The 23,584-nt window shown below is 43.0% G+C and carries 21 protein-coding genes; 14 read left to right on the top strand and 7 right to left on the bottom strand.

All coding sequences use genetic code 11. From position 1 onward, the window contains the following. The first annotated feature begins 4 nt into the window (after positions 1-4). A complete protein-coding gene (locus CXF88_RS00760; protein ID WP_101084892.1) occupies positions 5-3,139 on the top strand; it encodes a CusA/CzcA family heavy metal efflux RND transporter in 3,135 nt (1,044 codons plus the stop codon). Between the two features lie 89 nt (positions 3,140-3,228). Here the strand turns inward: CXF88_RS00760 and CXF88_RS00755 are convergent, their stop codons facing one another. From CXF88_RS00755 to plsB, 5 genes are all read right to left on the bottom strand, one after another. Next, entirely contained in the window at positions 3,229-3,492 is a 264-nt protein-coding gene (locus CXF88_RS00755) for a hypothetical protein (RefSeq protein WP_059745864.1), read from the bottom strand. Further along, positions 3,489-3,752 carry a hypothetical protein gene (locus CXF88_RS00750; protein WP_101084891.1) on the bottom strand — a complete coding sequence of 88 codons (264 nt, stop codon included), beginning with the start codon at positions 3,750-3,752 and terminating at the stop codon, positions 3,489-3,491. The genes CXF88_RS00755 and CXF88_RS00750 overlap by 4 nt, the downstream gene beginning before the upstream one ends. A 215-nt stretch (positions 3,753-3,967) precedes the next feature. After that, entirely contained in the window at positions 3,968-4,744 is a 777-nt protein-coding gene (locus CXF88_RS00745; protein WP_101084890.1) for a VOC family protein, read from the bottom strand. Between the two features lie 144 nt (positions 4,745-4,888). Then, positions 4,889-6,145, bottom strand: a complete 1,257-nt coding sequence (mtr, locus tag CXF88_RS00740; RefSeq protein WP_101084889.1) for a tryptophan permease — start codon at positions 6,143-6,145, stop codon at positions 4,889-4,891. Then, positions 6,145-8,568, bottom strand: coding sequence for a glycerol-3-phosphate 1-O-acyltransferase PlsB (gene plsB / locus CXF88_RS00735; protein ID WP_101085352.1), 2,424 nt, complete (start codon positions 8,566-8,568; stop codon positions 6,145-6,147). Before plsB ends, mtr begins: the two co-directional genes overlap by 1 nt. Positions 8,569-8,832: 264 nt before the next feature. Between plsB and lexA the strand changes: the two genes are divergently transcribed. The 6 genes from lexA (at position 8,833) to CXF88_RS00705 (ending at position 14,974) form a co-directional block, all read left to right on the top strand. Further along, the gene (gene lexA, locus CXF88_RS00730) at positions 8,833-9,447 is read left to right on the top strand and encodes a transcriptional repressor LexA (protein ID WP_059745867.1); all 615 of its coding nucleotides are present in this window, start codon (positions 8,833-8,835) and stop codon (positions 9,445-9,447) included. Continuing rightward, positions 9,444-9,950, top strand: coding sequence for a SulA-like leucine-rich domain-containing protein (locus CXF88_RS00725; RefSeq protein WP_101084888.1), 507 nt, complete (start codon positions 9,444-9,446; stop codon positions 9,948-9,950). Before lexA ends, CXF88_RS00725 begins: the two co-directional genes overlap by 4 nt. 395 nt (positions 9,951-10,345) lie before the next feature. Beyond that, entirely contained in the window at positions 10,346-11,932 is a 1,587-nt protein-coding gene (coxB, locus tag CXF88_RS00720) for a cytochrome c oxidase subunit II (protein ID WP_101084887.1), read from the top strand. Positions 11,933-11,941: 9 nt separating this feature from the next. Next, a complete protein-coding gene (ctaD, locus tag CXF88_RS00715) occupies positions 11,942-13,537 on the top strand; it encodes a cytochrome c oxidase subunit I (RefSeq protein WP_101084886.1) in 1,596 nt (531 codons plus the stop codon). Between the two features lies 1 nt (position 13,538). Beyond that, positions 13,539-14,102, top strand: a complete 564-nt coding sequence (locus tag CXF88_RS00710; protein ID WP_101084885.1) for a cytochrome c oxidase assembly protein — start codon at positions 13,539-13,541, stop codon at positions 14,100-14,102. Continuing rightward, positions 14,099-14,974 (top strand): cytochrome c oxidase subunit 3, encoded by an 876-nt coding sequence (locus tag CXF88_RS00705; protein WP_101084884.1) that lies wholly within the window; start codon positions 14,099-14,101, stop codon positions 14,972-14,974. Before CXF88_RS00710 ends, CXF88_RS00705 begins: the two co-directional genes overlap by 4 nt. A gap of 16 nt (positions 14,975-14,990) precedes the next feature. On the opposite strand, the gene CXF88_RS00700 is transcribed toward CXF88_RS00705, so the two are convergent. Then, positions 14,991-15,209 (bottom strand): DUF2909 domain-containing protein, encoded by a 219-nt coding sequence (locus CXF88_RS00700; RefSeq protein ID WP_101084883.1) that lies wholly within the window; start codon positions 15,207-15,209, stop codon positions 14,991-14,993. On the opposite strand from CXF88_RS00700, the gene CXF88_RS00695 reads away from it, so the two are divergent. The 5 genes from CXF88_RS00695 to CXF88_RS00675 are packed head-to-tail and all read left to right on the top strand — an operon-like array spanning position 15,157 to position 19,139. Further along, positions 15,157-15,984: an SURF1 family protein gene (locus tag CXF88_RS00695; protein ID WP_101084882.1), complete on the top strand. Its 828-nt coding sequence runs from the start codon at positions 15,157-15,159 to the stop codon at positions 15,982-15,984. The genes CXF88_RS00700 and CXF88_RS00695 overlap by 53 nt on opposite strands. Positions 15,985-16,040: 56 nt before the next feature. After that, positions 16,041-16,592 (top strand): hypothetical protein, encoded by a 552-nt coding sequence (locus CXF88_RS00690; RefSeq protein WP_101084881.1) that lies wholly within the window; start codon positions 16,041-16,043, stop codon positions 16,590-16,592. Continuing rightward, positions 16,592-17,572, top strand: a complete 981-nt coding sequence (locus tag CXF88_RS00685) for a COX15/CtaA family protein (protein WP_101084880.1) — start codon at positions 16,592-16,594, stop codon at positions 17,570-17,572. The genes CXF88_RS00690 and CXF88_RS00685 overlap by 1 nt, the downstream gene beginning before the upstream one ends. A gap of 13 nt (positions 17,573-17,585) precedes the next feature. After that, positions 17,586-18,497 carry a heme o synthase gene (gene cyoE, locus CXF88_RS00680; RefSeq protein WP_101084879.1) on the top strand — a complete coding sequence of 304 codons (912 nt, stop codon included), beginning with the start codon at positions 17,586-17,588 and terminating at the stop codon, positions 18,495-18,497. Positions 18,498-18,542: 45 nt separating this feature from the next. Further along, positions 18,543-19,139 carry an SCO family protein gene (locus CXF88_RS00675; RefSeq protein WP_242445085.1) on the top strand — a complete coding sequence of 199 codons (597 nt, stop codon included), beginning with the start codon at positions 18,543-18,545 and terminating at the stop codon, positions 19,137-19,139. A 17-nt stretch (positions 19,140-19,156) separates the two neighbouring features. Here the strand turns inward: CXF88_RS00675 and CXF88_RS00670 are convergent, their stop codons facing one another. Next, positions 19,157-20,215, bottom strand: a complete 1,059-nt coding sequence (locus CXF88_RS00670; RefSeq protein ID WP_101084877.1) for a polysaccharide deacetylase family protein — start codon at positions 20,213-20,215, stop codon at positions 19,157-19,159. Between the two features lie 14 nt (positions 20,216-20,229). Between CXF88_RS00670 and dinF the strand changes: the two genes are divergently transcribed. After that, entirely contained in the window at positions 20,230-21,573 is a 1,344-nt protein-coding gene (gene dinF / locus CXF88_RS00665) for an MATE family efflux transporter DinF (protein ID WP_101084876.1), read from the top strand. 71 nt (positions 21,574-21,644) lie between these two features. Further along, complete coding sequence (locus CXF88_RS00660; RefSeq protein WP_101084875.1) at positions 21,645-23,579, top strand: S9 family peptidase; 1,935 nt, start codon at positions 21,645-21,647, stop codon at positions 23,577-23,579. Positions 23,580-23,584: the final 5 nt, after the last annotated feature.

The raw sequence follows: 23,584 nt of genomic DNA, 5'->3' as shown, positions 1-23,584 counted from the left end.
GACAATGTTAGCAAAAATTATCAGTGCTTCAATAAAGCAACGCGTTATGGTGTTGATACTCACGGCCGTTATCGCGTTAGTGGGTTATCAAGCCATGCGCATGACCCCACTGGACGCGCTACCTGATTTATCAGACGTACAAGTTATTGTAAAAACCTCTTACCCAGGCCAGGCACCGCAATTAGTTGAAGACCAAATTACCTATCCATTGTCATCGGCCATGCTGGCCGTGCCGGGAGCCAAAACAGTACGTGGCTTTTCAATGTTTGGTGACTCGTTTGTGTATGTCATTTTTGAAGATGGCACCGATATCTATTGGGCGCGTTCACGGGTGCTTGAATATTTATCGCAAACACAAGACCAACTGCCAGCGGGTGTCACACCCAGTATTGGCCCAGATGCATCGGGAGTGGGTTGGATTTTCCAATATGCCTTAGTCGATCGCAATGGACAGTATGATTTAGCCCAACTGCGTTCATTACAAGATTGGTTTTTAAAACTAGAATTACAAAGTGTTGCCGGAGTATCAGAAGTTGCCACCGTTGGCGGTATGGAACAAACATATCAAGTGGTCGTCGACCCACATAAGCTAGCACTGTATAAAATCGACTTAATGACCATTAAAAACGCCTTAGATAATTCCAATAGCTCGACAGGCGGCTCGGTGATTGAAATGGCCGAAGCAGAATACATGATCACTTCAAGTGGTTATCGCCAAACCATTGCCGACTTTGCTGAAATCCCACTGGGCATTTTATCGGAAACTGGTACGCCGGTATTAATGAAAGACGTTGCCCAACTACGAACTGGCCCTGCGGCGCGTCGTGGTATTGCCGAACTCGATGGTAAAGGCGAAGTTGTCGGCGGTATTGTGGTGATGCGCTATGGTGAAAATGCTCTTGAAACCATTAATAATGTTAAGCAAAAACTCAAGGAGATCAGTAATGGATTACCTGATGGGGTCGAATTAGTCACCACTTATGATCGCTCAGAGTTAATCTTACGCTCAGTCGATAACCTTAAGCATAAAGTGCTAGAAGAAATGCTGGTTGTCGGACTTATTTGCCTACTATTTTTACTGCATGCACGCTCAACGTTAGTCGCGATAATCACCTTACCTATTTCGATTTTAGTCAGCTTTATCGCCATGAATATCATTGGTGTCAATGCCAATATTATGAGCTTAGGCGGCATTGCCATTGCCATAGGAGCGGTGGTTGATGCGTCAATTGTGATGGTCGAAAATACCCATAAACATTTGGAACATTATCGCCAAAAACACGGTAAAGCTCCTGAGGGAGAAGACCATTGGCAACTCGTCAGAGAAGCCTCTATCGAGGTCGGCCCTGCATTATTTTTCAGCTTGTTGATTATCACTTTAAGCTTTACGCCAGTATTTGCCCTTGAAGCGCAAGAAGGGCGTTTATTCCACCCGCTAGCCTTTACCAAAACCTTCGCTATGGCGGCATCTGCCATTTTAGCAATCACCTTAATTCCGGTGTTAATGGGTTATTTTGTCCGCGGAAAAATCCCTGATGAGCGTAAGAACCCCATTAGCCGAGTATTAATTGCCATATACCAACCATTGTTAAAATGGGTACTGCATTTTCCTAAAATCACCATCGGATTAGCCATCATTGTGCTATTCAGTGCTTACTACCCATTAAGCCAAATGGGCTCAGAGTTTATGCCCACCTTAGAAGAAGGTGACCTACTTTATATGCCCACCACGCTACCCAGTGTAAGTGCAGGCAAAGCAGCAGAAATATTGCAACAAACTGACCGACTGATAAAAACAGTACCCGAAGTGAAACGAGTATTTGGCAAAGTGGGCCGGGCCATGACAGCAACAGACCCTGCGCCGCTAACAATGCTAGAAACCACCATCATGCTCAAACCGCCTGGCGAATGGCGTGAAGGCGTAACCTTAGAGAGCATTATTGCTGAACTGCAAAAAACCGTGCGTATACCAGGGATGACCAATGCTTGGGTGCAACCGATTAAAACCCGTATCGATATGCTATCTACCGGCGTGAGAACCCCTGTCGGCATAAAAATATCGGGCGCAAATGTTGAAGAACTACAACGTATTGGTGCAGAAATAGAAGCGGTAGTAAACCAATTACCGGGAACTGAGTCGGCATTTTCACAGCGCAGTAGCGGCGGCCGCTATATTGATATCACACCAGACCTTAAAAATGCTGCACGTTATGGCATGACCTTAAAAGATATCCAAGATGTGGTAAAAATTGCCATTGGCGGCATGACCGTTGGTGAATCAATACAAGGTCAAGAACGCTATCCAATCAATATCCGTTACCCGCGAGAGTTACGTGACAACATCGAGAAGCTCAGAAATTTACCGGTACTGACTAAAACGGGTAAGTACTTACCGTTAAGTTATTTAGCCGAACTGAAAATCACCGATGGTGCCCCCATGCTAGCCAGTGAAAATGGTCGCCTTATCTCGTGGGTGTTTGTCGATCTAAAAGACATTTCTATCGGTGAATATATCGTTGCAGCAGAAAAGGCGCTTAAGCAACAAATTACCCTTCCTCCACGCTACAACTATAGTTTTGCTGGACAATACGAGTATATGCAACGCGTAGACGCCAAAATGAAAATGGTGATCCCATTAATGATCGCGGTGATTTTTATGTTGCTGATGATGACTTTCAATTCAGTAATACAAGCATCGGTGATCATGTTAAGTTTACCTTTCTCATTGGTGGGTAGTGCATGGCTACTTTATGGGCTGGACTTTAATTTTTCAGTTGCCGTATCTGTCGGCATGATTGCCTTAGCTGGGGTTGCCGCAGAGTTTGGCGTGGTGATGCAGGTGTACCTTAATAATAGTATTAAGGCCTATAAAGAAGCCGACAACTACCACAGTAAAGCGGATTTAACGGCTGCATTAGTGGAAGGTGCAGTGATGCGAATTCGCCCTAAAGCCATGACCGTCGCAACCATCTTTTTTGGTTTACTGCCGATCATGTGGGGCAGCGGTACGGGTAATGAAGTGATGCAAAAAATTGCTGCACCTATGGTCGGCGGTATGGTCACGGCGCCGCTACTGTCGCTATTTGTTATCCCAGCAATTTACTTACTCATATACGGCCGCAAGTTGCCCAAGCAATAATTCACTTAAATTTATTTACTTTTTATCTCTATAAATAAAAAATCCCAAACGATTAATCGTTTGGGATTTTTTATGTGCTAATCACAGCGTTATTTACGCTTAAGTGACTCATTAAGTTGGTCGGCTTCATCTTGTTTCTTTTTACGGCAAGCCGCAATATCGTCAGGATGCCCATATTTGCATGGATCGCTGGCTAAAATAGCCCTAGGGACATTCAGTATCATGTAATCTGTGTCATTTTTATTGTCATCTGCATTGCCACTATTACCAATATTGATGATATCGGTACCACGGCATCCCGTGAGTATCACTAAGCTAGATAACAAGCTTAATTGGATTATCCGTTTTTTCATTGTTGTAATATTCCTTGTTTTTGACGCGCAAGCAGCATCATGCGGATAATCCCCCATAGCATAATAATCGCACCGATAATCAACATAATAATGATGATCAAAGGGTTGGCTAACATAGGCAAGAAATCTTGGTCAAACCCTACAAGGATACCGTAGAGCCCAAGACCAAATAATATCGTGCCAGGAAAATCGATCAGTGCCACTAACAACATACTGCGATGAATACTGGCTAATGTGATTTGGGTGTTTTCCGGTGTCATTCACTCATCCTTGGTTAAATACACTAACTCTTACCAACAACTGATAATAACATTTTACTAACAACTCACTATGACATTACTTAATAATCAAGGTTCAATCGCCACTCTATGTTAAATCGGCACTCTACATTACACGATACTCTAGCTTCAATCAGCAACACTGCGAATAGAAATAATCAACATTCATTATGTAAAAACATAATTTTCAAATCTATTTATTCTGCAGTAAATAACGCAATAATTGAAAACACCCCACCTTGTGGATCATTGAGTACAGAAAAACGACCTACGTTAGGAATATCAGTTGCAGGCACACAAACTGAAGCCCCCAAGGTTTGTGCTTTAGTCACTGATACATCACAGTCATCAACGGCAAAGTAACTCATCCAGTGGGCAAGAGTATCACCCCATTCTGCAGTCATTTCCATCATTCCGCCAATGGCTTGTTCATCCGCATACCATTCGGTGTATTCAAAATCAGCCACATCATTAAGCTTAGTTTGGTAACCTAATACTTGGCTATAAAACTGTTTCGCCGCAGCGGTATCACGACAAGCAAGCTCAACCCAACACAGGGTATTTGATTCTTGCGATCGCTTAATGCCAATATGGTCTTGGCCTTGCCATAATGCAAATCGACAGCCTTCTGGATCTGTGCATAGCGCCATACGGCCAGCATCTCCAACAGAATGTGGCCCAGCAATAATCTCACCTCCAGCTTGAGTCACAGCCTTAGAGGTAGCATCAACATCATCGACCGCAAAATAAATTGTCCAATGAGTCGGTAAGGCTTCCATTTCTGCTGGCATTGGGTACATTGCAGCAATATCATCACCGTCGATTTGCAGCATAGTATAATGCCCTTCTGGCATAGGCATATCATCTGCTCCCCAGCCAAATAGCGCCTGATAAAATGCTTTACCTGCCGCCCAATCATGAGTTGCTAATTCAATCCAGCAAGGCTGTCCTTGTTGATACTGTTGTACCTTCATTATCCTAATCCTTTATAAAAATAGTTGCCTTGATATAGCCAACATGAAACTTGTCTCATAAGTTAAGTCGATATCAGCAGAAAAGCAAAAAGCCTTCAAACGAAGGCTTTTAGGCTAAAAGTTGTTTCACCGGAATTTTTGCGTCTATTTAAACACCGGCAATATATCGGCCATGGCCAGCAAATGACATGTGGCAGTGATAACTCCAAACAACACCACAATAGCAATTAACGGGGTTCCACCAGGGACTTTAAATCCCTTTGAGTCAGGATATTGTTGTCTTACTTTATAGGCTAATAACGCTGGTACAATAACAGCCCAAATAGTGGCAGCTAGCGCAGCAAAACCAATCGCTAAAATAAATCCATTCGGAAATAACAAACCAAGGATTGTTGGCGGTACAAACGTGACCGTTGCCGTTTTAATTCGTCCTGAGCGCGAGTCGTCAAACCCAAATAAATCAGCAAGGTAATCGAACAAGCCTAGTGTCACACCTAAAAATGATGAGGCGACGGCGAGGTTAGCAAATAGGGTTAACATGTTATCCAGCCATTGGCTGGCAATAACTCCAGACAACGCACCCACTAATACACCTATATTGCCACCTTGAGCAATAATATCGGCAAACTGGCTTCGTTGAATATTACCCATCGTTGCCACTAACCAACATATATAAATCACCAATGCGATAGTGGTTCCGGTAATAATCGCCTTAACGATGGTTTTGGCATCTTTACCATAATATTTGACTAAACTTGGCACATTACCGTGATAACCAAAACTGGCCAATCCAAAAGGGATAGCGGCAAGTAAATAAGGCAGGTAACGCGATTCACCATCAGGCGATACTAGCTTTATGCTATCAATGTCGATTAGTAAGTTACCGATAGCCAAAAAGAAAGTAATCACCATGCCACCAAGCATGATTGTGGTGATACGGTCGACCGCTTTAGTACTAATAAATACCACCAAAGCCAAAACTACCGCAAACACTAATCCGGCTACGCTCTGGGGTAGGCTTACGCCCAATGCAGACAGACTGTGATTCACAATCGAACCACCACCACTGATGTAAGCATAGGTTAAAATATATAACACAAACGCAATCGAAACGCCGTTAATCACCCGCCAGAACTGCCCAAGAGTCACCCGAGTTAAGGTGTCAAAACTGTCGCCTGGTTCAAAATGCAAATTGGCTTCTAATAACAATAAACCCGACATTAGCATGCAAAACCAAACGCCGAGCAACATCGCGATAGAATAGCCAAACCACATTCCAGCACCAACAACGGGTAACGAAAACATGCCCGCACCCACAGTGGTTCCGGCAATAATCATCGCCCCACCCAATACAGATTTACCGCTGGTACGATGCTTGGCAGCATTCATATGATTAGCCATTATTGTCCGTGCTCCGCTTCCACACTATCAACAATGGTTTGTCTTACTAAAGAGCTGAGTAATTTATTAGCGTTATCACGAATTCTGATCACTTCAGCACGATGTTCGTCGCTGCATAAATAACCCAATTCTTTCAGTTTCACACTCAGGGTGTTATATAATTTTTTGTCATAAAATTCTGGTGCGGTAATGCCATGCAGCGCGCCTAATCGTTGGGCTAACAAATGGCTATCGCGTTCCAGTTCTGAGCGCTCAAGATCAGGTTTTATTGCGAGTAAATTGAAGATAATCGCATAACGTTGCAACGTTTCACTGATAGTTTCAGCAAGCAGTAACACTTGGGTAATATGACGAGGCGTTATCTCAAACTGATCGCTACCGGTCAGTAAACCTTGTTCAACCATGAAATCTAAAATGCTATCCACATGTTGAGGTACATCATCAATGCTCATAAATAGCTCAGCTTTAAGTAATGGATAAAAGTCCATTACAATGCCATGAATTCGCTGGCGATCGCACACGTCATAATGCACTAAACAACTGGCAATTAATGACGGCAACGCCATCAAATGAATAATATTATTACGGTAATAACTCATGGTGATGGCAATTTTTTCATCAACTGAAATAATTTCACCAATAAGGTCTTTGGTACTAACAAACTTATTTAACGACAGACAGTGATCAATAATTGACTTGCCATTACCTTCGGCCACAGAGGTGTAATCGGTATAAGGCACTGTTTTAAGTAAGGCTAAATACAAATCAAGCTGACGTTCTAACTGGCTTCTTTCTAACGCATTTTGCTCTGACGCTAATAACACTAAACTAGTCAATGTTACTGAACTGGCTGCGGCCGCTCCATTGATATTAGTCATTACGCGGTTAGCTAACAAATTAACTGAGGGCGTAAACCAAGATGGTTTTTGGTCAGGATCTTTAGCTAGCTCATCACGCCACTCTGGCGCCTGCTGATTTAAGAACTGTTGTAAATTAATCGGCTCACCAAAATTCACATAACCTTGGCCAAAATTGCCTAACTTACGAATAGCACCAAATACCTGCCATACAGATTCTTTTTTCTTTTTCTTACCGCTTAATTCTTTGTGGTACGTCGCCACTTCCATCACATGGTCATAACCTAAATACACGGGTACTAAGGTTACTGGGCGCTCTATCCCACGTAGCACACTGTTAATTGTCATAGCCAACATACCGGTTTTAGGCGCTAACAAACGTCCTGTACGCGAACGACCTCCTTCAGTGAAATACTCGACCGCATAACCCTTAGCAAATAACTGATCTAAATATTCACGAAATACTGCGGTATAAAGTTTATTACCATTAAAACTACGACGGATAAAGAATGCCCCACCACGGCGGAACATCGGCCCTGCTGGCCAAAAATTAAGGTTAATACCGGCAGCAATGTGCGGCGGAACCATGCCCTGATAATACAAAATATACGACAGTAGCAAGTAATCCATATGGCTACGATGACAAGGAACGTAAACAATTTCATGGCCATCATGATGTAACTGTCTTACTTGCTCGGCACCTTTGATATTGATGCCACTGTATAATTTGTTCCATAACCAAGTCAGGAAACGTTCGGCAATACGCACCAAACTATCAGAATAGTCAGCGGCAATTTCATCAAGGTATTCAATGGCGGTTTCACGCGCTTTCTCGACTGTTACTTTCTTATTTGCAGACTCTTCTTCAATGGCTTTTTTGATAGATTCTGATTTTAATAAAGAGGCAAACAACGCTTGTCGATTCGGTAATTGTGGCCCCGTCATCACTTTGCGTTGACGGCGGAAATGCACACGGGCGACTCGGGTCAATTTGTGAGCAATTCTTTTATCAGTACCATGTTCATCGGCCATATGACGAAGCGATAATGCATTAGAAAACTGGACGAAATTATGGCGTCCTAAAAATAAAATCATTAACCATTTACGTAACCACGTAGGGTTTTCACGTTCAAATACTGCAGCTTTCATGCTGTCTTCTTCTTTACCTGGGGTACGTCCCCAATAAAGGCAAACAGGAACCAACTGTATATCTAATTCAGGGCTCTCACTATGAAGTGACAATAAACTGGTAAAATAATTAAGGAATTTGTCACCACTTTCACGTTTACCAAATAGTGGTTTGCGGCCCTCTAAACAGACCACTCGAGGCACGGTTAAGCCATCAAGCTGTAATGGCTCATAAGGACTGGGCAGACCAAAGCCCTCGGTGATTTCGCTCAACGCGGCAATATCGCTAATAGATTCCGTTTTCATTAAATAAACCAAAGGTTTAGTTGGATCTATATTGAGGTCATCAAAAGGATCGTGAGGGACCACAATGGTCTGTACCATCCACTTTTGAATCCATCTTAATGCTCGTAAAAATATTGAATCTGGTTTTGACATGGTTATTTTCGCAACATAAGCCACTGTAATATTGTCGTATAGGATACCAGAAACCACCCTGCTTACACTATCAGACCGATCTATCTTTACGTTTAAGCTCTCACTATCAGAAATAACATAAGACAGAAAATTAGTAATAGTTAATTAAAACATATTGTTGAGTGATACTTAATCAACAAAATACAAAAAATAGTTGGTTAATACTTGCGCGAACACAAACACTGTATATAATGACAGTCACTGTATAAAAAGACAGGAATCATCATGAGACCGTTAACGCCGCGCCAAGCAGAAATTTTAGACTTAATTAAAAACAATATCGCCGAAACAGGTATGCCACCCACTCGTGCTGAAATTGCGAATCGTCTTGGCTTTAAAAGTGCTAATGCCGCCGAAGAGCATTTAAAAGCATTAGCCAAAAAAGGCTTTATCGAGATCATGCCTGGTACCTCAAGAGGCATTCGTTTACCTCATGAAGAACAGGTTGAAACCGGTCTGCCACTCATTGGACAGGTTGCTGCTGGTGAACCTATTTTGGCCCAAGAGCATGTAGAACAATACTATCAAGTCGATCCAAACATGTTTAAACCCGCCGCAGATTTTTTATTGCGAGTGCGTGGTGACAGCATGAAAAACATCGGCATTTTAGAAGGCGACTTACTCGCTGTACATAAAATGCAGCAAGCACGTAATGGCCAGGTTGTTGTGGCACGTGTTGATGATGACGTCACCGTAAAACGATTTGAACAAAAAGGTAATGTGATTTATCTGCATGCCGAAAATGAAGATTACAATCCGATAAAAGTAGATTTAAGTTGCCAAAGCCTAACCATCGAAGGGCTTGCCGTTGGCGTTATCCGTAATGGAGATTGGTTATGAACAAACTAATGGGCATCGCGCCACGCCACCCGGGCTTATGGGTAGATTTAACTGAAACAGAACTGCATGGCACCCAAACCATTCAAACATTACAAACTGTCACCCAAGGTGAAGCTGAACTGAGCCAATTGTGCAGCCAGTTAGCAATATTGAGCCAGCAAGGCAGATGGATTGTATTAATTAGTCCGCCGCATATTGGCTATAAACATATGCTGGCAAGTGCTGGTGTAAGAATGGATCGCATTTTACTGGTGCACACCAAAGATGAAGTCGAAACATTATGGGCCATGGAGAAAGCGCTCACTAGCGGTACATCGAGCGCAGTAGTAACTTGGACAAGCTCACTTGATGCTCGCGATAGTCGCCGTTTAGAAATTGTCGCCAAAAGTGCACGTGCATTAGGGGTGGTAATTGAAGATGTGAATGCTCACTTACCTCACAAACATCAACTTGTTAGCCCTACATTAGCAAATGGAACAAGTAATTTTTGCTCATTTCACTAAGCACGAACCCTTCATTACCAAGCCCTGTATTGAATTCAGGGTTTTTTTTCATCTTTTTTCAGCCTATTAGCCAACAAAGTGATCTTGATCAATGTTTAATCTACAAGTAATGTGGTTAACAAGGATGAAACATTTTTTATCTTTAATTGGACGTGAATGGTAGTAATCAAGATTACTTTCAGACAAATGAGCCAAATCAAAATTGATAAGTTCAGTAGTAGGTACAAGCGTGGTGCACAGCTAACAATAAAACCGTAGACCGTATGTTTACAGCCACCAAAGTACTTTGAGGTCATCAAACTTTTTTCGGGAACCGAAGAGTTTGCATAGAGCAGAGAATTACTGTGTGACTCTTCTTTGTAGTTGCTATTTGCAATTAGCAGAGGAGTAGTCTTGTGAAGCAATGGTTGTATTGTTTACTGGTGGTGTTTGTAGCACTTCCGCTTGGGGCATCAGAAATGCCCCTCAACATGACTCAAGGCGTGACAGATATCAGTGGCAAGGTTTATGACCTCCACATGACGATTCTTTACATCTGTTGTGCAATTGGGTTAGTGGTGTTTGGGATCATGATTTACTCAATGATTTATCACCGCAAATCAAAAGGCGCTGTCGCGGCCAATTTTCACGAAAGTACCAAAGTGGAAATTGCTTGGACCGTCATCCCTTTCATCATCTTAATCGGCATGGCTATTCCAGCCACCAAAACCTTGATTGCTATGGAAGATCCCAGTGATGCTGATCTCACAATAAAAATTACCGGGTCGCAGTGGAAGTGGCATTACAGCTATTTTGATAAAGACATCGAATTTTACAGCACATTATCCACTCCCAGAGCACAAATTGATGGCAGTGAGGCCAAAGGCGAGCATTACCTCCTTGAAGTCGATAAGCCATTAGTACTGCCCATTAACCAAAAAGTGCGCTTCTTGATGACATCTGATGATGTTATCCATTCATGGTGGGTACCCGCGTTTGCCGTTAAAAAAGATGCCAATCCAGGCTTTATCAACGAAGCCTGGACTCGTATTGATAAGCCTGGAACGTATCGTGGCCAATGTGCCGAGTTATGCGGTAAAGACCATGGTTTCATGCCGATTGTGGTGCAAGCATTATCGGAGGCCGATTTTGATAATTGGTTAGTGGAGCAAAAAAAACTAGCAAGCAATGCAGCTGCAGCCGCTGCGGCATCAATGTCTAAAACCTTGTCTATTGAGGAGCTAACCTCACAAGGTGAACAAATCTATATTGCTAGGTGCGCCGCTTGTCACCAACCCAATGGTGCGGGTCTTCCTGGTGTATTCCCATCATTAATTGGCAGCCCTATCATAAAAGGCCCTGTTAACGATCATCTGAATATCGTCTTAAACGGTAAACCAGGTACTGCAATGCAAGCCTTTGCAAAGCAACTTAGCGCCCAAGAAATTGCCGCAGTCATTACCTTTGAGCGTAATGCGTGGGGCAATAATAGCGGTGATGTAGTTCAAGCTGCTGATATAGGCAACTTTTTAGGCAGTAACGAGGCAAGCACCGAACCAAGTAAAGCAGTAACCGATGCAGCAAATACTATTGCAGCAACGACAACTGACATTACCGATGCGGTTACCGACAAAGCCAATCAAGCTGTCGAAGCCTTAGCAGAAGCTGTTGTACCAGAGGATCTGCCCACGTTAACCTTGGAGCAATTAATTGCTGAAGGTGAGCAGGTTTATACTACGACATGTGCTGCATGTCACCAAGCCACTGGCGCTGGTTTACCAGGCGCTTTCCCTTCACTTATTGGCAGCCCTGTTGTTACTGGACCGGTTAGCGGACATATCGATATCGTTATGCACGGAAAACCAGGTACCGCAATGCAGGCATTTAGTAGTCAACTTAGCCCGCAAAAGATGGCGGCTGTGATTACTTATGAGCGCAATGCGTGGGGCAATAATTCTGGCGAAGCGGTGCAACCTGCCGATGTCGCTAGCCATGGACAGTAGGGGAAAACAATGAGCACAACAACGCACGATACACTGGCTACCGCTCATGATGATCATCATCACGGTGCTCCGAAGGGGCTAATGCGCTGGCTACTCACCACTAACCATAAAGATATCGGCTCGCTGTATTTATGGTTTAGTTTCATTATGTTTCTTACTGGCGGTGCGATGGCAATGGTGATTCGAGCTGAATTATTTCAGCCTGGATTACAGCTAGTAGAACCTAACTTTTTTAATCAGATGACCACAGTTCATGGCCTCATCATGGTGTTTGGGGCGGTGATGCCCGCTTTTACCGGGTTAGCAAACTGGTTAATTCCAATGATGATTGGTGCCCCAGATATGGCACTACCGCGAATGAACAACTGGAGTTTTTGGATTTTACCCTTCGCCTTTACCATTTTATTAGGTTCACTCTTTATGGAAGGCGGCGGCCCTAACTTTGGCTGGACATTCTATGCTCCGCTCTCAACCACCTATAGTCCTGACAGTACCGCCCTATTTGTTTTCTCCATTCACATAATGGGAATAAGTTCGATAATGGGCGCAATTAACGTCATTGTAACCATTGTAAACTTGCGAGCTCCTGGCATGACCTGGATGAAGTTACCTTTGTTTGTGTGGACTTGGCTCATTACCGCATTTTTACTGATTGCAGTAATGCCGGTGCTCGCAGGTGCGGTCACCATGGTATTAACCGATAAGTTTTTTGGTACTAGCTTTTTTGATGCTGCAGGTGGTGGCGATCCGGTGATGTTCCAGCATATTTTCTGGTTCTTTGGCCATCCCGAAGTTTACATCATGATTTTACCGTCCTTCGGTATTATCTCCGCGATAGTACCAACCTTTAGCCGTAAAAAGCTGTTTGGTTACTCCTCGATGGTTTACGCCACTGCCAGTATTGCCATTCTGTCATTTTTGGTATGGGCACATCACATGTTTACTACTGGTATGCCTGTTTTTGCCGAATTGTTTTTCATGTATTGCACCATGTTGATTGCCATTCCAACCGGGGTGAAAGTGTTTAATTGGGTCGCCACTATGTGGCGCGGTTCAATGACATTTGAAACTCCAATGCTGTTTGCAGTGGCATTTATCATCCTGTTTACCATTGGTGGCTTTTCGGGCTTGATGCTGGCAATTACCCCTGCTGATTTCCAATACCACGACACTTACTTTGTCGTGGCTCACTTCCATTATGTACTGGTGACTGGGGCGATATTCTCCATTATGGCGGCGGCTTACTATTGGCTGCCTAAATGGACCGGCCATATGTATAACGAAACTTTAGGTAAGTGGCACTTTTGGTGTTCGGTAATATCCGTCAACGTGTTGTTTTTCCCAATGCACTTTCTAGGCTTAGCGGGTATGCCGCGCCGGGTCCCCGACTACGCGGTACAGTTTGCCGATGTGAATCAAATTGTGTCGATTGGTGGATTTGCATTTGGTTTATCTCAGCTAATTTTCCTTGTTGTAGTTCTCAAATGTATCAAGGGTGGCAAACCCGCTGGAGATAATCCTTGGGAAGCAGCCGAAGGCTTGGAATGGTCGATTGCCAGCCCTGCGCCATATCACTCGTTTACCACTCCACCGGAGATTAAATGAGATGACACAGCCAACAAAATCAAATCGTAAGCTATTAATCATCCTGATTGCCGGGTCAATTGGTATGTTTGGGTTTGGTTTTGCGCTGGTACCGCTTTATGACGTGCTCTGCGATACATTGGGGATTAATGGCAAACCCCAAAATAGCGCCAGTAGTTATGAAGCGGTGGTGGTTGATAAAAACCGGACTGTAACCATTGAATTTGTGACTCAAGTTCAATCAGGTATGCCATGGGAATTTAACCCTAAAGTTAACCAAATAAGCGTACATCCTGGGGAGCTCACTCATGCACAATTTTTGGTTAAAAACCTATCGACACGTGACACTGTAGGCCAAGCAATCCCTTCGGTATCGCCAGGGCAAGGGGCTGCATACTTCAATAAAACGGAATGTTTTTGCTTTAATCAACAACCTTTGGCTGCAGCAGCAACAGCAGAACTACCACTGATTTTTTACGTGGACCCTGATTTACCAGCGTCCATTAACACATTGACTCTCTCTTATACCCTTTATGACATCACCGATAGACAGGCGATCGTCATAGAGCAAGGAGCAGCAAAATGACAACAAAGTATCAAACTTATTATGTGCCAACCCAAAGTACTTGGCCAATAATCGGTGCTATCGGTTTATTTTTAATTGCGTTTGGCGCAGGTAATTATGTACAACAATTAACCACTGAAAAAACCTCTGGCGGTTACATTTTAATAACCGGCTTGGCCGTGATTATCTTTATGATTTTTGGCTGGTTTAAGACCGTTATTGATGAATCCATGGCTGGACTGTATTCACCGCAAATGGATCGTTCATTTAGGCAGGGAATGAGTTGGTTTATTTTTTCAGAGATTATGTTTTTTGGGGCATTTTTCGGCGCGCTATTTTATGCCCGAATGATTTCAGTACCTTGGCTTGGTGGCGCATCTAACAATGCCATGACCCATGAAGTGTTGTGGCCTGCATTTGAAGCTATGTGGCCATTGGTTAAAACACCTGATGGCACCGCAACAGAAGCCATGCCTTGGACGGGTTTGCCGTTAATTAACACTATTATACTGCTAACCTCGTCGGTTACCTTGCACTTTGCTCATACCAATCTCGAAAAAGCCAATCGTAAACCTTTGATAATCTGGTTAGCGTTGACGGTCATCCTGGGTATTGCGTTTCTCAGTTTACAGGTTGAAGAATATAGCCATGCCTACCAAGAAATGGGGCTTACGCTCTCTTCTGGTGTCTACGGCAACACCTTCTTTTTGTTAACCGGTTTTCACGGCATGCACGTAACGATTGGCACCCTGTTCTTGATTATTTTATTACTCAGAATTGTAAAGGGCCACTTTAGCCCCGACAAGCATTTCGCTTTTCAAGCTGGGAGTTGGTATTGGCACTTCGTTGATGTGGTGTGGTTATGTTTATTCATTTTCGTATACGTACTATAAAACCACGTATTAACGACTAATAAGGTCTGGGGTTAGGTTGAATGTAACCAAGCCCCAAAGCCATCAGCAATACCATTATAACGACAACAGAAAACAATACGCGCCGGCCGAGAAAACGACTCATTGATTGTTGATGCTCGCCCTTAACCATAATAAATAAGGCCCTACCTAAGTTAAATAATATGAATACAAGCAACGAGACTAAAACTAACTTAACGATGAAAGGTGTTGTCACAGGCAATCCTTTTAAAAGTGTGGGGATGTCTCGGGTATTATTCGTAATCATTACTTTGGTCGTGTTTAGCTTGTTGGTCAAGTTAGGATTATGGCAGTTATCACGAGCAACCTTTAAACAAGAGTGGCAAAGCACACTTATCCAGCGCCAACAGCAACAAGCACTCACTTATGAGGAAATGTTGACAATAGTTGAAACGTCAGAAGCCTCAACAAGCTCTCAACCGGAGACGAGATTACTCACGGGTTATCGTCTGAAGATCTCAGCTAAACCCGTCAATAACATGATGCTGTTATTAGACAATCAAGTGTTTCAGGGTCAAGTAGGATATTTAGCGTATCAAATTTTTGAAATAACCCCTGAACAACCTTGGATAATGGTCGAGCTAGGCTTTGTGCCTGCAAACAAAGACCGTCGAATTTTACCTGAACTAACCCCCTTAAAAACAAATTACTACACACTGTTTGGCCGAGTTTATCAAAAACAACCCAACCCATTAAGTGACCGACTAGATCCAGAGCAATTAGCCGATACTCATGCTCCAGTACGTTTTCAAAATATCAATATACCCGCACTCACTGACATGCTTGGCCATACACTGACGCCTGTGGTGCTGCAACCCGACAATGTTCCAAATTATCACCTGCCTCAACCTTGGATACCCATTCCATTGTCGGCACAAAAACATCAAGGGTATGCCTTGCAATGGTTCACCATGGCAGCAGTATTTTTAGGACTAATGAGTTGGATAGCATTTCGACAATTTCGACGCTAAGCACCGTCGTTCATAATTAACTTAACAATAATATCAAATGATAAAGAGGAGATGGAATGAACTCCCTACCGAAAAAAAGCAATAAAGCACTACTGGTCTTACTGCTGGTATTTATTTTACCGGTTGCCTTAGCCAAATTAGTGTTAAGCCTAGAGCTGTATAACGGAGCAGCAACCAACAAAGGGGCGCTGATCGCTCCCGACATAAACTACACCAACTTAGCCATGGAAAACCCTAAACCTCATGCATGGCAAGTACTGTTTTTTCTACCCGAAACCTGCAATGAGCAATGCCAAGAACGGCTGTACATTTTACACCAAAGCTATATTGCCCTGGGCAAAGATAGGGATCGTGTTACCCCAATCATTGTAGTAAACAGCCACAGTGACACCAAAATTCTCAAGCAATTAAATATCTCATTTGACCAAGCAAACGCCAATGACGCACTTGCTGCACTATTGATCAATCAACAGCTTATTATTGTCGACCCTCTCGGTAGCTTAGTCATGCAATATGACAACGTAATAGGTCACGACGCCAATATTGCTCAGGGCAAAGCCATGATTGCCGATTTACGCAAAATGCTTAAGTTGTCGAGGGTTGGCTAATGGCAATACAGCGATTAATCAAATTCACTTTAGTGTTTACCTTGGCCGTTATTTTAATGGGCGCCTATACACGTCTGTCTGATGCTGGATTAGGTTGTCCTGACTGGCCAGGCTGTTACGGCCATTTAGCGGTGCCGAGTGCAAGCCATGACTTAGCCAATATTGAAAGTCGATTTCCTGATGCTCAAATTGAGCCAGAAAAAGCTTGGCTTGAAATGATCCATCGCTATATTGCTGGTACTTTAGGGTTAATGGTTTTAGCCATTCTAATTATGTGTCTTAAACAGCCGCAAGCACCCAAAAAACTGCCCGTTTTTATTGCGGTACTCATTGTGTTTCAAGCCGCATTGGGAATGTGGACTGTCACCATGAAATTAATGCCTGTTGTAGTAATGGCGCACCTTATAGGCGGTTTTAGTTTATTCGCCTTGTTACTGCTGTTATATCTGCGGCTTAAACCATTAAGGATCCCCGGAGGTGATACCTATGCGCGTAAGCTCATTCCTTTAGCACTAGTCAGTTTTGGTGTATTAGTCATTCAAATTATACTCGGTGGCTGGACCTCATCAAATTACGCCGCGCTTGCCTGTACCACCCTGCCCATATGTGAAGGTAATTGGGTCGATAATTTACGTTTAGCCGATGCTTTTTCACCATTCCAAGGCGATCACCCCAGTTTTGAATTTGGCGTTTTAGACTATTCCACCCGCATGACCATTCATGTCAGCCATCGAATTTGGGCAGTGGTAACCGCCATAACGCTAATCGTACTTGCACTCAAATTACGCTATGCACAATCACATATAATGCGTAACAGTGGTTACTTATTAGTGTTACTGGTCATCGCTCAAGTCGGACTGGGTATTAGTAATGTGGTGATGAATTTACCTTTAGGCATCGCAGTATCACACAATGGAGGCGCAGCCTTATTGCTGCTTACCTTAGTCTTTATTAATTACGCCCTGTTGCGTAAAGCATAAGTGAGGATCAACCATGACAAAACCTCTTACTATTAGTCAGGTTCAACCTAAGATAACTCTACAATGGCGCGCCTATTTTGAAATGACCAAACCCAAAGTCGTAGCACTTATGCTGCTTACAGTGTTGGTCGGCATGTGTTTATCTGTGCCTGGCATTGTACCGTTACAACCTTTGGTTGCGGGAATGGCAGGCATTGCGATGATGGCAGGCTCTGCGGCGGCGTTTAATCACTTAATTGATCGTAAAATCGATGGTTTGATGGCTCGAACTTATAATCGTCCGCTGCCTAAAGGAAAAATCTCCAGCATTAAAGCGGCAACCTTTGCGGTGTCGCTCGGATCACTCGGCTTTGTGGTGTTATATACCTTAGTTAATCCCCTCACAGCTTGGTTAACCTTTGCCAGTTTAATTGGTTATGCCTTGGTGTATACCGCCTATCTTAAACGGGCGACCTCACAAAATATTGTCATTGGTGGATTAGCCGGCGCTATGCCGCCATTATTAGGCTGGACCGCAATAACCAATGAACTGCATGGCTACGCCTTGTTACTGGTTATTATTATCTTCACTTGGACTCCACCGCATTTTTGGGCATTAGCCATTCATCGCCGTAAAGAATATGCCAAGGTCGATATTCCAATGTTACCGGTGACACATGGGGTAGAATTTACCAAAACCTGTATTTTGCTTTACACCATTTTATTAGCCATTGCCTGCCTGCTACCCGTTTTAGTCGGCATGTGTGGTCCAATATATTTGGTGGGTTCAACGTTATTGAGTTGTGGTTTTATCTATAAAGCGTGGCAGTTAAAGTTTCATGACTATCCAGAGCTGTCTATGCAAGTCTTTAAATTCTCAATTTATCATTTAATGGTGTTGTTTATAGTATTATTAGTTGACCATTACTTTTGGGTAAACGCTTAAATTAGAAAGGAAAATATATTGAAAATAATGATAGCGGTAGGGCTAATGTTATTAGCCCTAGTGGGTGGTGTCGTTTATCAACAGACGCAAACAGAGCCTATGCCATTGGCGACCAGTTATGTATTTGAGCAGCAGCGCCCATTAGCACCATTTACATTAGCAGACCAATACGGCAATGCGTTTACTAACCAAACGTTACAAGGTAAATGGAGTTTGTTCTTTATTGGTTACACCGCTTGCCCGGATGTATGCCCTACCACTCTGAATAAACTCGCAGCGGCATATCCACAACTGCAAAAAATAGCCAGCAATGTACAAGTGGTGTTTGTGTCAGCAGACCCTAAACGTGACACTCAAGCTAAACGATTAGATTACATAAATTTTTTCAATAAAGACTTTAAAGCGGTCAGCGCAGAACACACCGACTTATTTCCGTTTAGTCGTGACTTCGGCTTTGTGTATGCCATGGTGGGAGAGGACAGTGATTACCAAGTAGACCATAGCGCATCGTATGTGTTGGTTTCGCCAAGAGGGGAAAAAATAGCAGTATTTAAACCCAAACCACAACCTGGGCAGCTCGCACAAATTCTTAATGCTGAGCTCATTGCTGACTTTAGCCAAATCGTTCAATCTTGGCACTAGCCATTTACGTAATATCGTTACTCTTCGAGCCATTGACCATTATCTTGCGGGCGGATCCACGCTTGTGAAAACCAATAATAGCCCGTTTTTGTTTTGCTGGGCGCTGTGCAGTTATAGCGTGAACGCCCGGGTGCCAAATCTGATGATGCTTGGATAGATAAGCGATTTTCACTTAACCAAATAGGTTTCTTCGGTCCTTGGCCTTGAATAAAACACATCACTTGATGTGGATAAATATCTTGCGTATCAATAGTTAACTCTAATTTAGGTCGCCACTTACCTGATACCAATAATGGATCGCTGATGTTCTGCTTAATCACCGGCATCGGTAAACTGGAAAACTTAACCGTTAAACTCGCTAAATCAGCATAAGCATTGGCAACCGGAAAGCGCGGTAATGCCGTTAGTGAAGCATATTCCCCTGCGGCACCAGATTGCTGACCAAAGCCAACAAAGCCCTGTTTCGTCAAAATTGCTTCTAATTTGTTAGTGTATTCACCATACGGGTAGGCAAACATTTTTACACTTTGGCCAGTACGTTTTAATATTTCAGCTTCTGTCGATAAGATATTATCTTCGACACGGGCTTGCCATTGGGCTTGGGTTTCTTTGCCTTGACGACGAATTAAATGTTCGTGTCCCCAGCTGTGGTTGGCAATCGTCACGCCTTGATCGGATAAGGCAGTAATGTCTTTCCAACTCATCATGCCCTTGAAACCGGCATCGATGGGGGCAACAGAAATAAACACAGTGTACGGAAATTGATGTGAGGCTAGAATGGGCGCAGCATTGTTGATAATGCTGTCATAACCGTCATCGAAAGTAATCACAATACGTCTATCGGCTATTGGCGTGTTATGCTTTATTGAATCAACAGCTTCAGCTAATGAAATCACGGTAAAATCATTATCAGCCAAGTACTGCATCTGTTCAGCAAACTGACTTGGCGTCACACTCGTGCTTTTGGGGGTATTTTCCGACACGTGGTGATATTGTAAAATGACCACCGCATTGGCATCAAAATGCAATACACTCAAGCTGAACAACACCAACAATAAAGCTATTTTTTTAACCATGATTATCCATACCTATGTCAGTTAGCGCATTACTATTAAACCGCCAAAAAAATCGTCAATTATTGGCTTTAGCGACACCAATGATACTGTCGAATATCACCATTCCGCTATTAGGATTAGTTGATACTGCGGTAATTGGTCATCTTGGACAAGCTTACTATCTTGGTGGCGTAGCACTAGGCAGTACCATTATCACCTTAATGATTTGGTTACTCGGCTTTTTACGCATGTCCACCACCGGGTTAGTCGCACAAGCCTACGGTGCTAATGATACCTCAACTCAACAACAATTACTGATACAAGGTTGCAGCCTAGCATTAACCTTGGGAGTAGCTTGTGTAATATTACACTCTCCCATACTTGATTTAGCATTAAGCCTCAGCGATGCCAGCGAACAAGTGATGTTCTACTGCCGCCAATACGTCGAAATTCGAATCTGGTCACTGCCTTTTGCTCTCGTCAACTTAGTGTTATTAGGCTGGTTACTCGGACGCCAAGCGCCGAAAGCAGCCATGTGGCAATTAATTATCGCTAACAGCGCTAATATTATTCTCGATATTGTATTTGTCATCATCTTTAAATGGAATGTCCAAGGCGCTGCATTGGCATCGGTTATTGCTGATATCAGTGCTTTTTCAGTGGCATTGATTATGGTCAAACGCCAGCTAGTACTTACTGGAGGGCTTAATTTAAGCCAAGTTATCGCCCATTTATCATGGCGCGGATATGCTCGTTTACTCACCTTAAACCGTGATATTTTTATCCGCAGTTTGTGCTTGCAAGCCGCCTTTAGTTTTATGACCTTTTATGGTGCCGGTTTGGGCGACAATACGATTGCCGCCAACGCAGTGCTGCTTAATTTACTCATGCTGATATCTTATGCGTTAGATGGTATAGCTTATTATGCTGAAGCCGAAGTGGGCCGCGCATTTGGTCAAAAAAATCCAACATTACTGCATGACAGTGTCGTATTGGCATTTTGCTGGTCGGCAATGGTTGCGGTATTATTTAGCCTGCTTTTTTGGTCGGCAGGACCATGGATAATTCAGCTATTAACCAATATTGAAGCGGTACAAAACGCTGCAAACAACTACTTAATCTGGCTCATTTTTATGCCTATCTTGGCATTTGGCTGTTACCTGTTTGATGGTGTGTATATTGGTGCAGCGCACGGGAATATTATGCGAAACAGCATGATAATTGCTACCTTTGGCGTTTACTTTCCGAGTTGGTACCTATTGCAAGATTGGGGCAACCACAGCCTTTGGGCTGCGATGTCAATATTCATGCTATGCCGAAGCTTGACTCTTGGTTGGCACTATTACTACAAACTCAGATATCAACTGGCGGCCGTATAATATATTGAAGACCTTGATATAAAAATGTAACATCCAAATAACATTTTTATATCGCATTACATGGACCTTTAATGAAACGGATTTTATGGCTTGTTGTTATTAGTTTATGTCTATTTTCGCTTAGCTCATTTGCCAAATCTCTGCCTATAGAAGCCTTTGCCAGCATCCCAGATGTCCGCTTTGTTAGCTTATCTCCAGACGGTAAAAAAATTGCGTCGCTCGTACGAGTCAGTACTAATGAGCTTGAAGGCCAAGTACTCACTATTCGCGATATTCAAACCAATAAAGATATTTATCCATTGCAAACTGACAATCATAAATTTGTCATTTTATCGTTAACGTGGGCAAATAATGATGTCATCTTAATCGAGTCTAAATATCCCGCCATCCGTCGAGGTGTTCCCACAACCGAAACACGGTTAATAAAATACTCACTGAGCGACAATAAAACCTCAAGTGTGTTTTCTAATCGTTCTCTATCGCGTTTTGTCGATTTACCGCAATTACAAGCATCGGTTATTGATTATCTTGACAACGATCCAGATCATATCCTCATGCAAATTCAAGGTTTAGGTTCTAAACCACAATATGAAAGCGTCGTTAAAGTCAGTTTAAAAACAGGCGGTATCAAGACTTTACAACCAGCACGTATGCACATTGGAAACTGGTTAACCGATAGGCAGCACAAAGTGCGTATTGGCATTTATCGCGATGACACTACCTACCGTATTTACGAGCAAAAAGGAGCGGGTGAAGATCTCCGTAAGTTATGGGAGTTCGAGGCTTTAGCAGAAGACGTAATTTGGCCTATCGGTTTTGACCATGATCCTAATATCTTATATATCAGCGCCTATCATCAAGGTTTTAAAGCCATCTTTAAAGTCAACTTAACTGACCCGACATTGACTAAAGAACTCGTTTCTCACAATGAAAATTACGATGTTGAAGGCTGGCTAGTGTATTCCGCGCTAAAACAAAAGGTCATTGGTTTAAGCACCGACATTGAAGGTGAATATCTGTTCTGGGACCAAGATTATATCAAGTTGAACAATGGTCTTACAACTGCATTACCAGAGTCACATAATGTGATCACTCAGTTCAGTGATGATGAACGTCGTTACATCGTTTATGCTACTGGCCCTATTGAATCTGGTGCGTATTACTTTGGAAATAGAGATCAAAAAGCACTTTACCCTATCGCTTACCGTTACAGCCAATTACCACCAGAAGTGTTATCTCAGCCACAAACAGTCCATTATAATGCTCGTGATGGTTTAGCCATTGAAGCCTTTCTCACTACTCCAAAAGACACTGACGCCAAAAACTTACCGACCATAATTTTCCCCCATGGTGGACCTATTAGCTACGACTCAACCACGTTTGATTATTGGGCGCAGTTTTTAGCTAATCGTGGCTATGCTGTGCTACAAATGAATTTTCGAGGATCGTCAGGCTATGGCTTCAATTTCATGAGTTCGGGTCTTAAAAACTGGGGCCTAGAAATGCAAACCGACATTGAGGATGGTACTCACTGGCTTATCGAACAAGGTATTAGCGATCCTAAACGCGTGTGTATTGTCGGTGCCAGTTACGGTGGTTATGCAGCATTAATGGGCGTAGCTATCACCCCCGATCTGTATCAATGTGCCATTAGTGTCGCGGGCGTAACTGACCTTGAATATTTAGTTAAATCATCGCGTCGGTACGACAATAGCAAAATTGTAAAAAAACAAATTGGTGATGATTACGACGATTTGTATCAGCGCTCACCTATTAGCAAAGTAGCCAATATTAACGTGCCGGTATTATTAATCCACGGCACTAAAGATCGCGTGGTGCGAGTGCAACACAGTGAAGAAATGTATGATGCGCTTAAGGATTTACATAAACCCGTAAAGTATATCGAACTGGAAAATGGCGATCATTACTTAAGTAATAATGAACATCGTCTTACAACATTCATTGCAATAGAACACTTCTTAGCGACCAATCTTGGGGTAAAATAACCTCA

It is taken from the genome of Shewanella sp. ALD9 (assembly GCF_002836315.1).
Lineage (GTDB): Bacteria > Pseudomonadota > Gammaproteobacteria > Enterobacterales > Shewanellaceae > Shewanella.
Note: the sequence above shows the minus strand (reverse complement) of the source record. Positions and strands in the feature narration are given on the sequence as shown.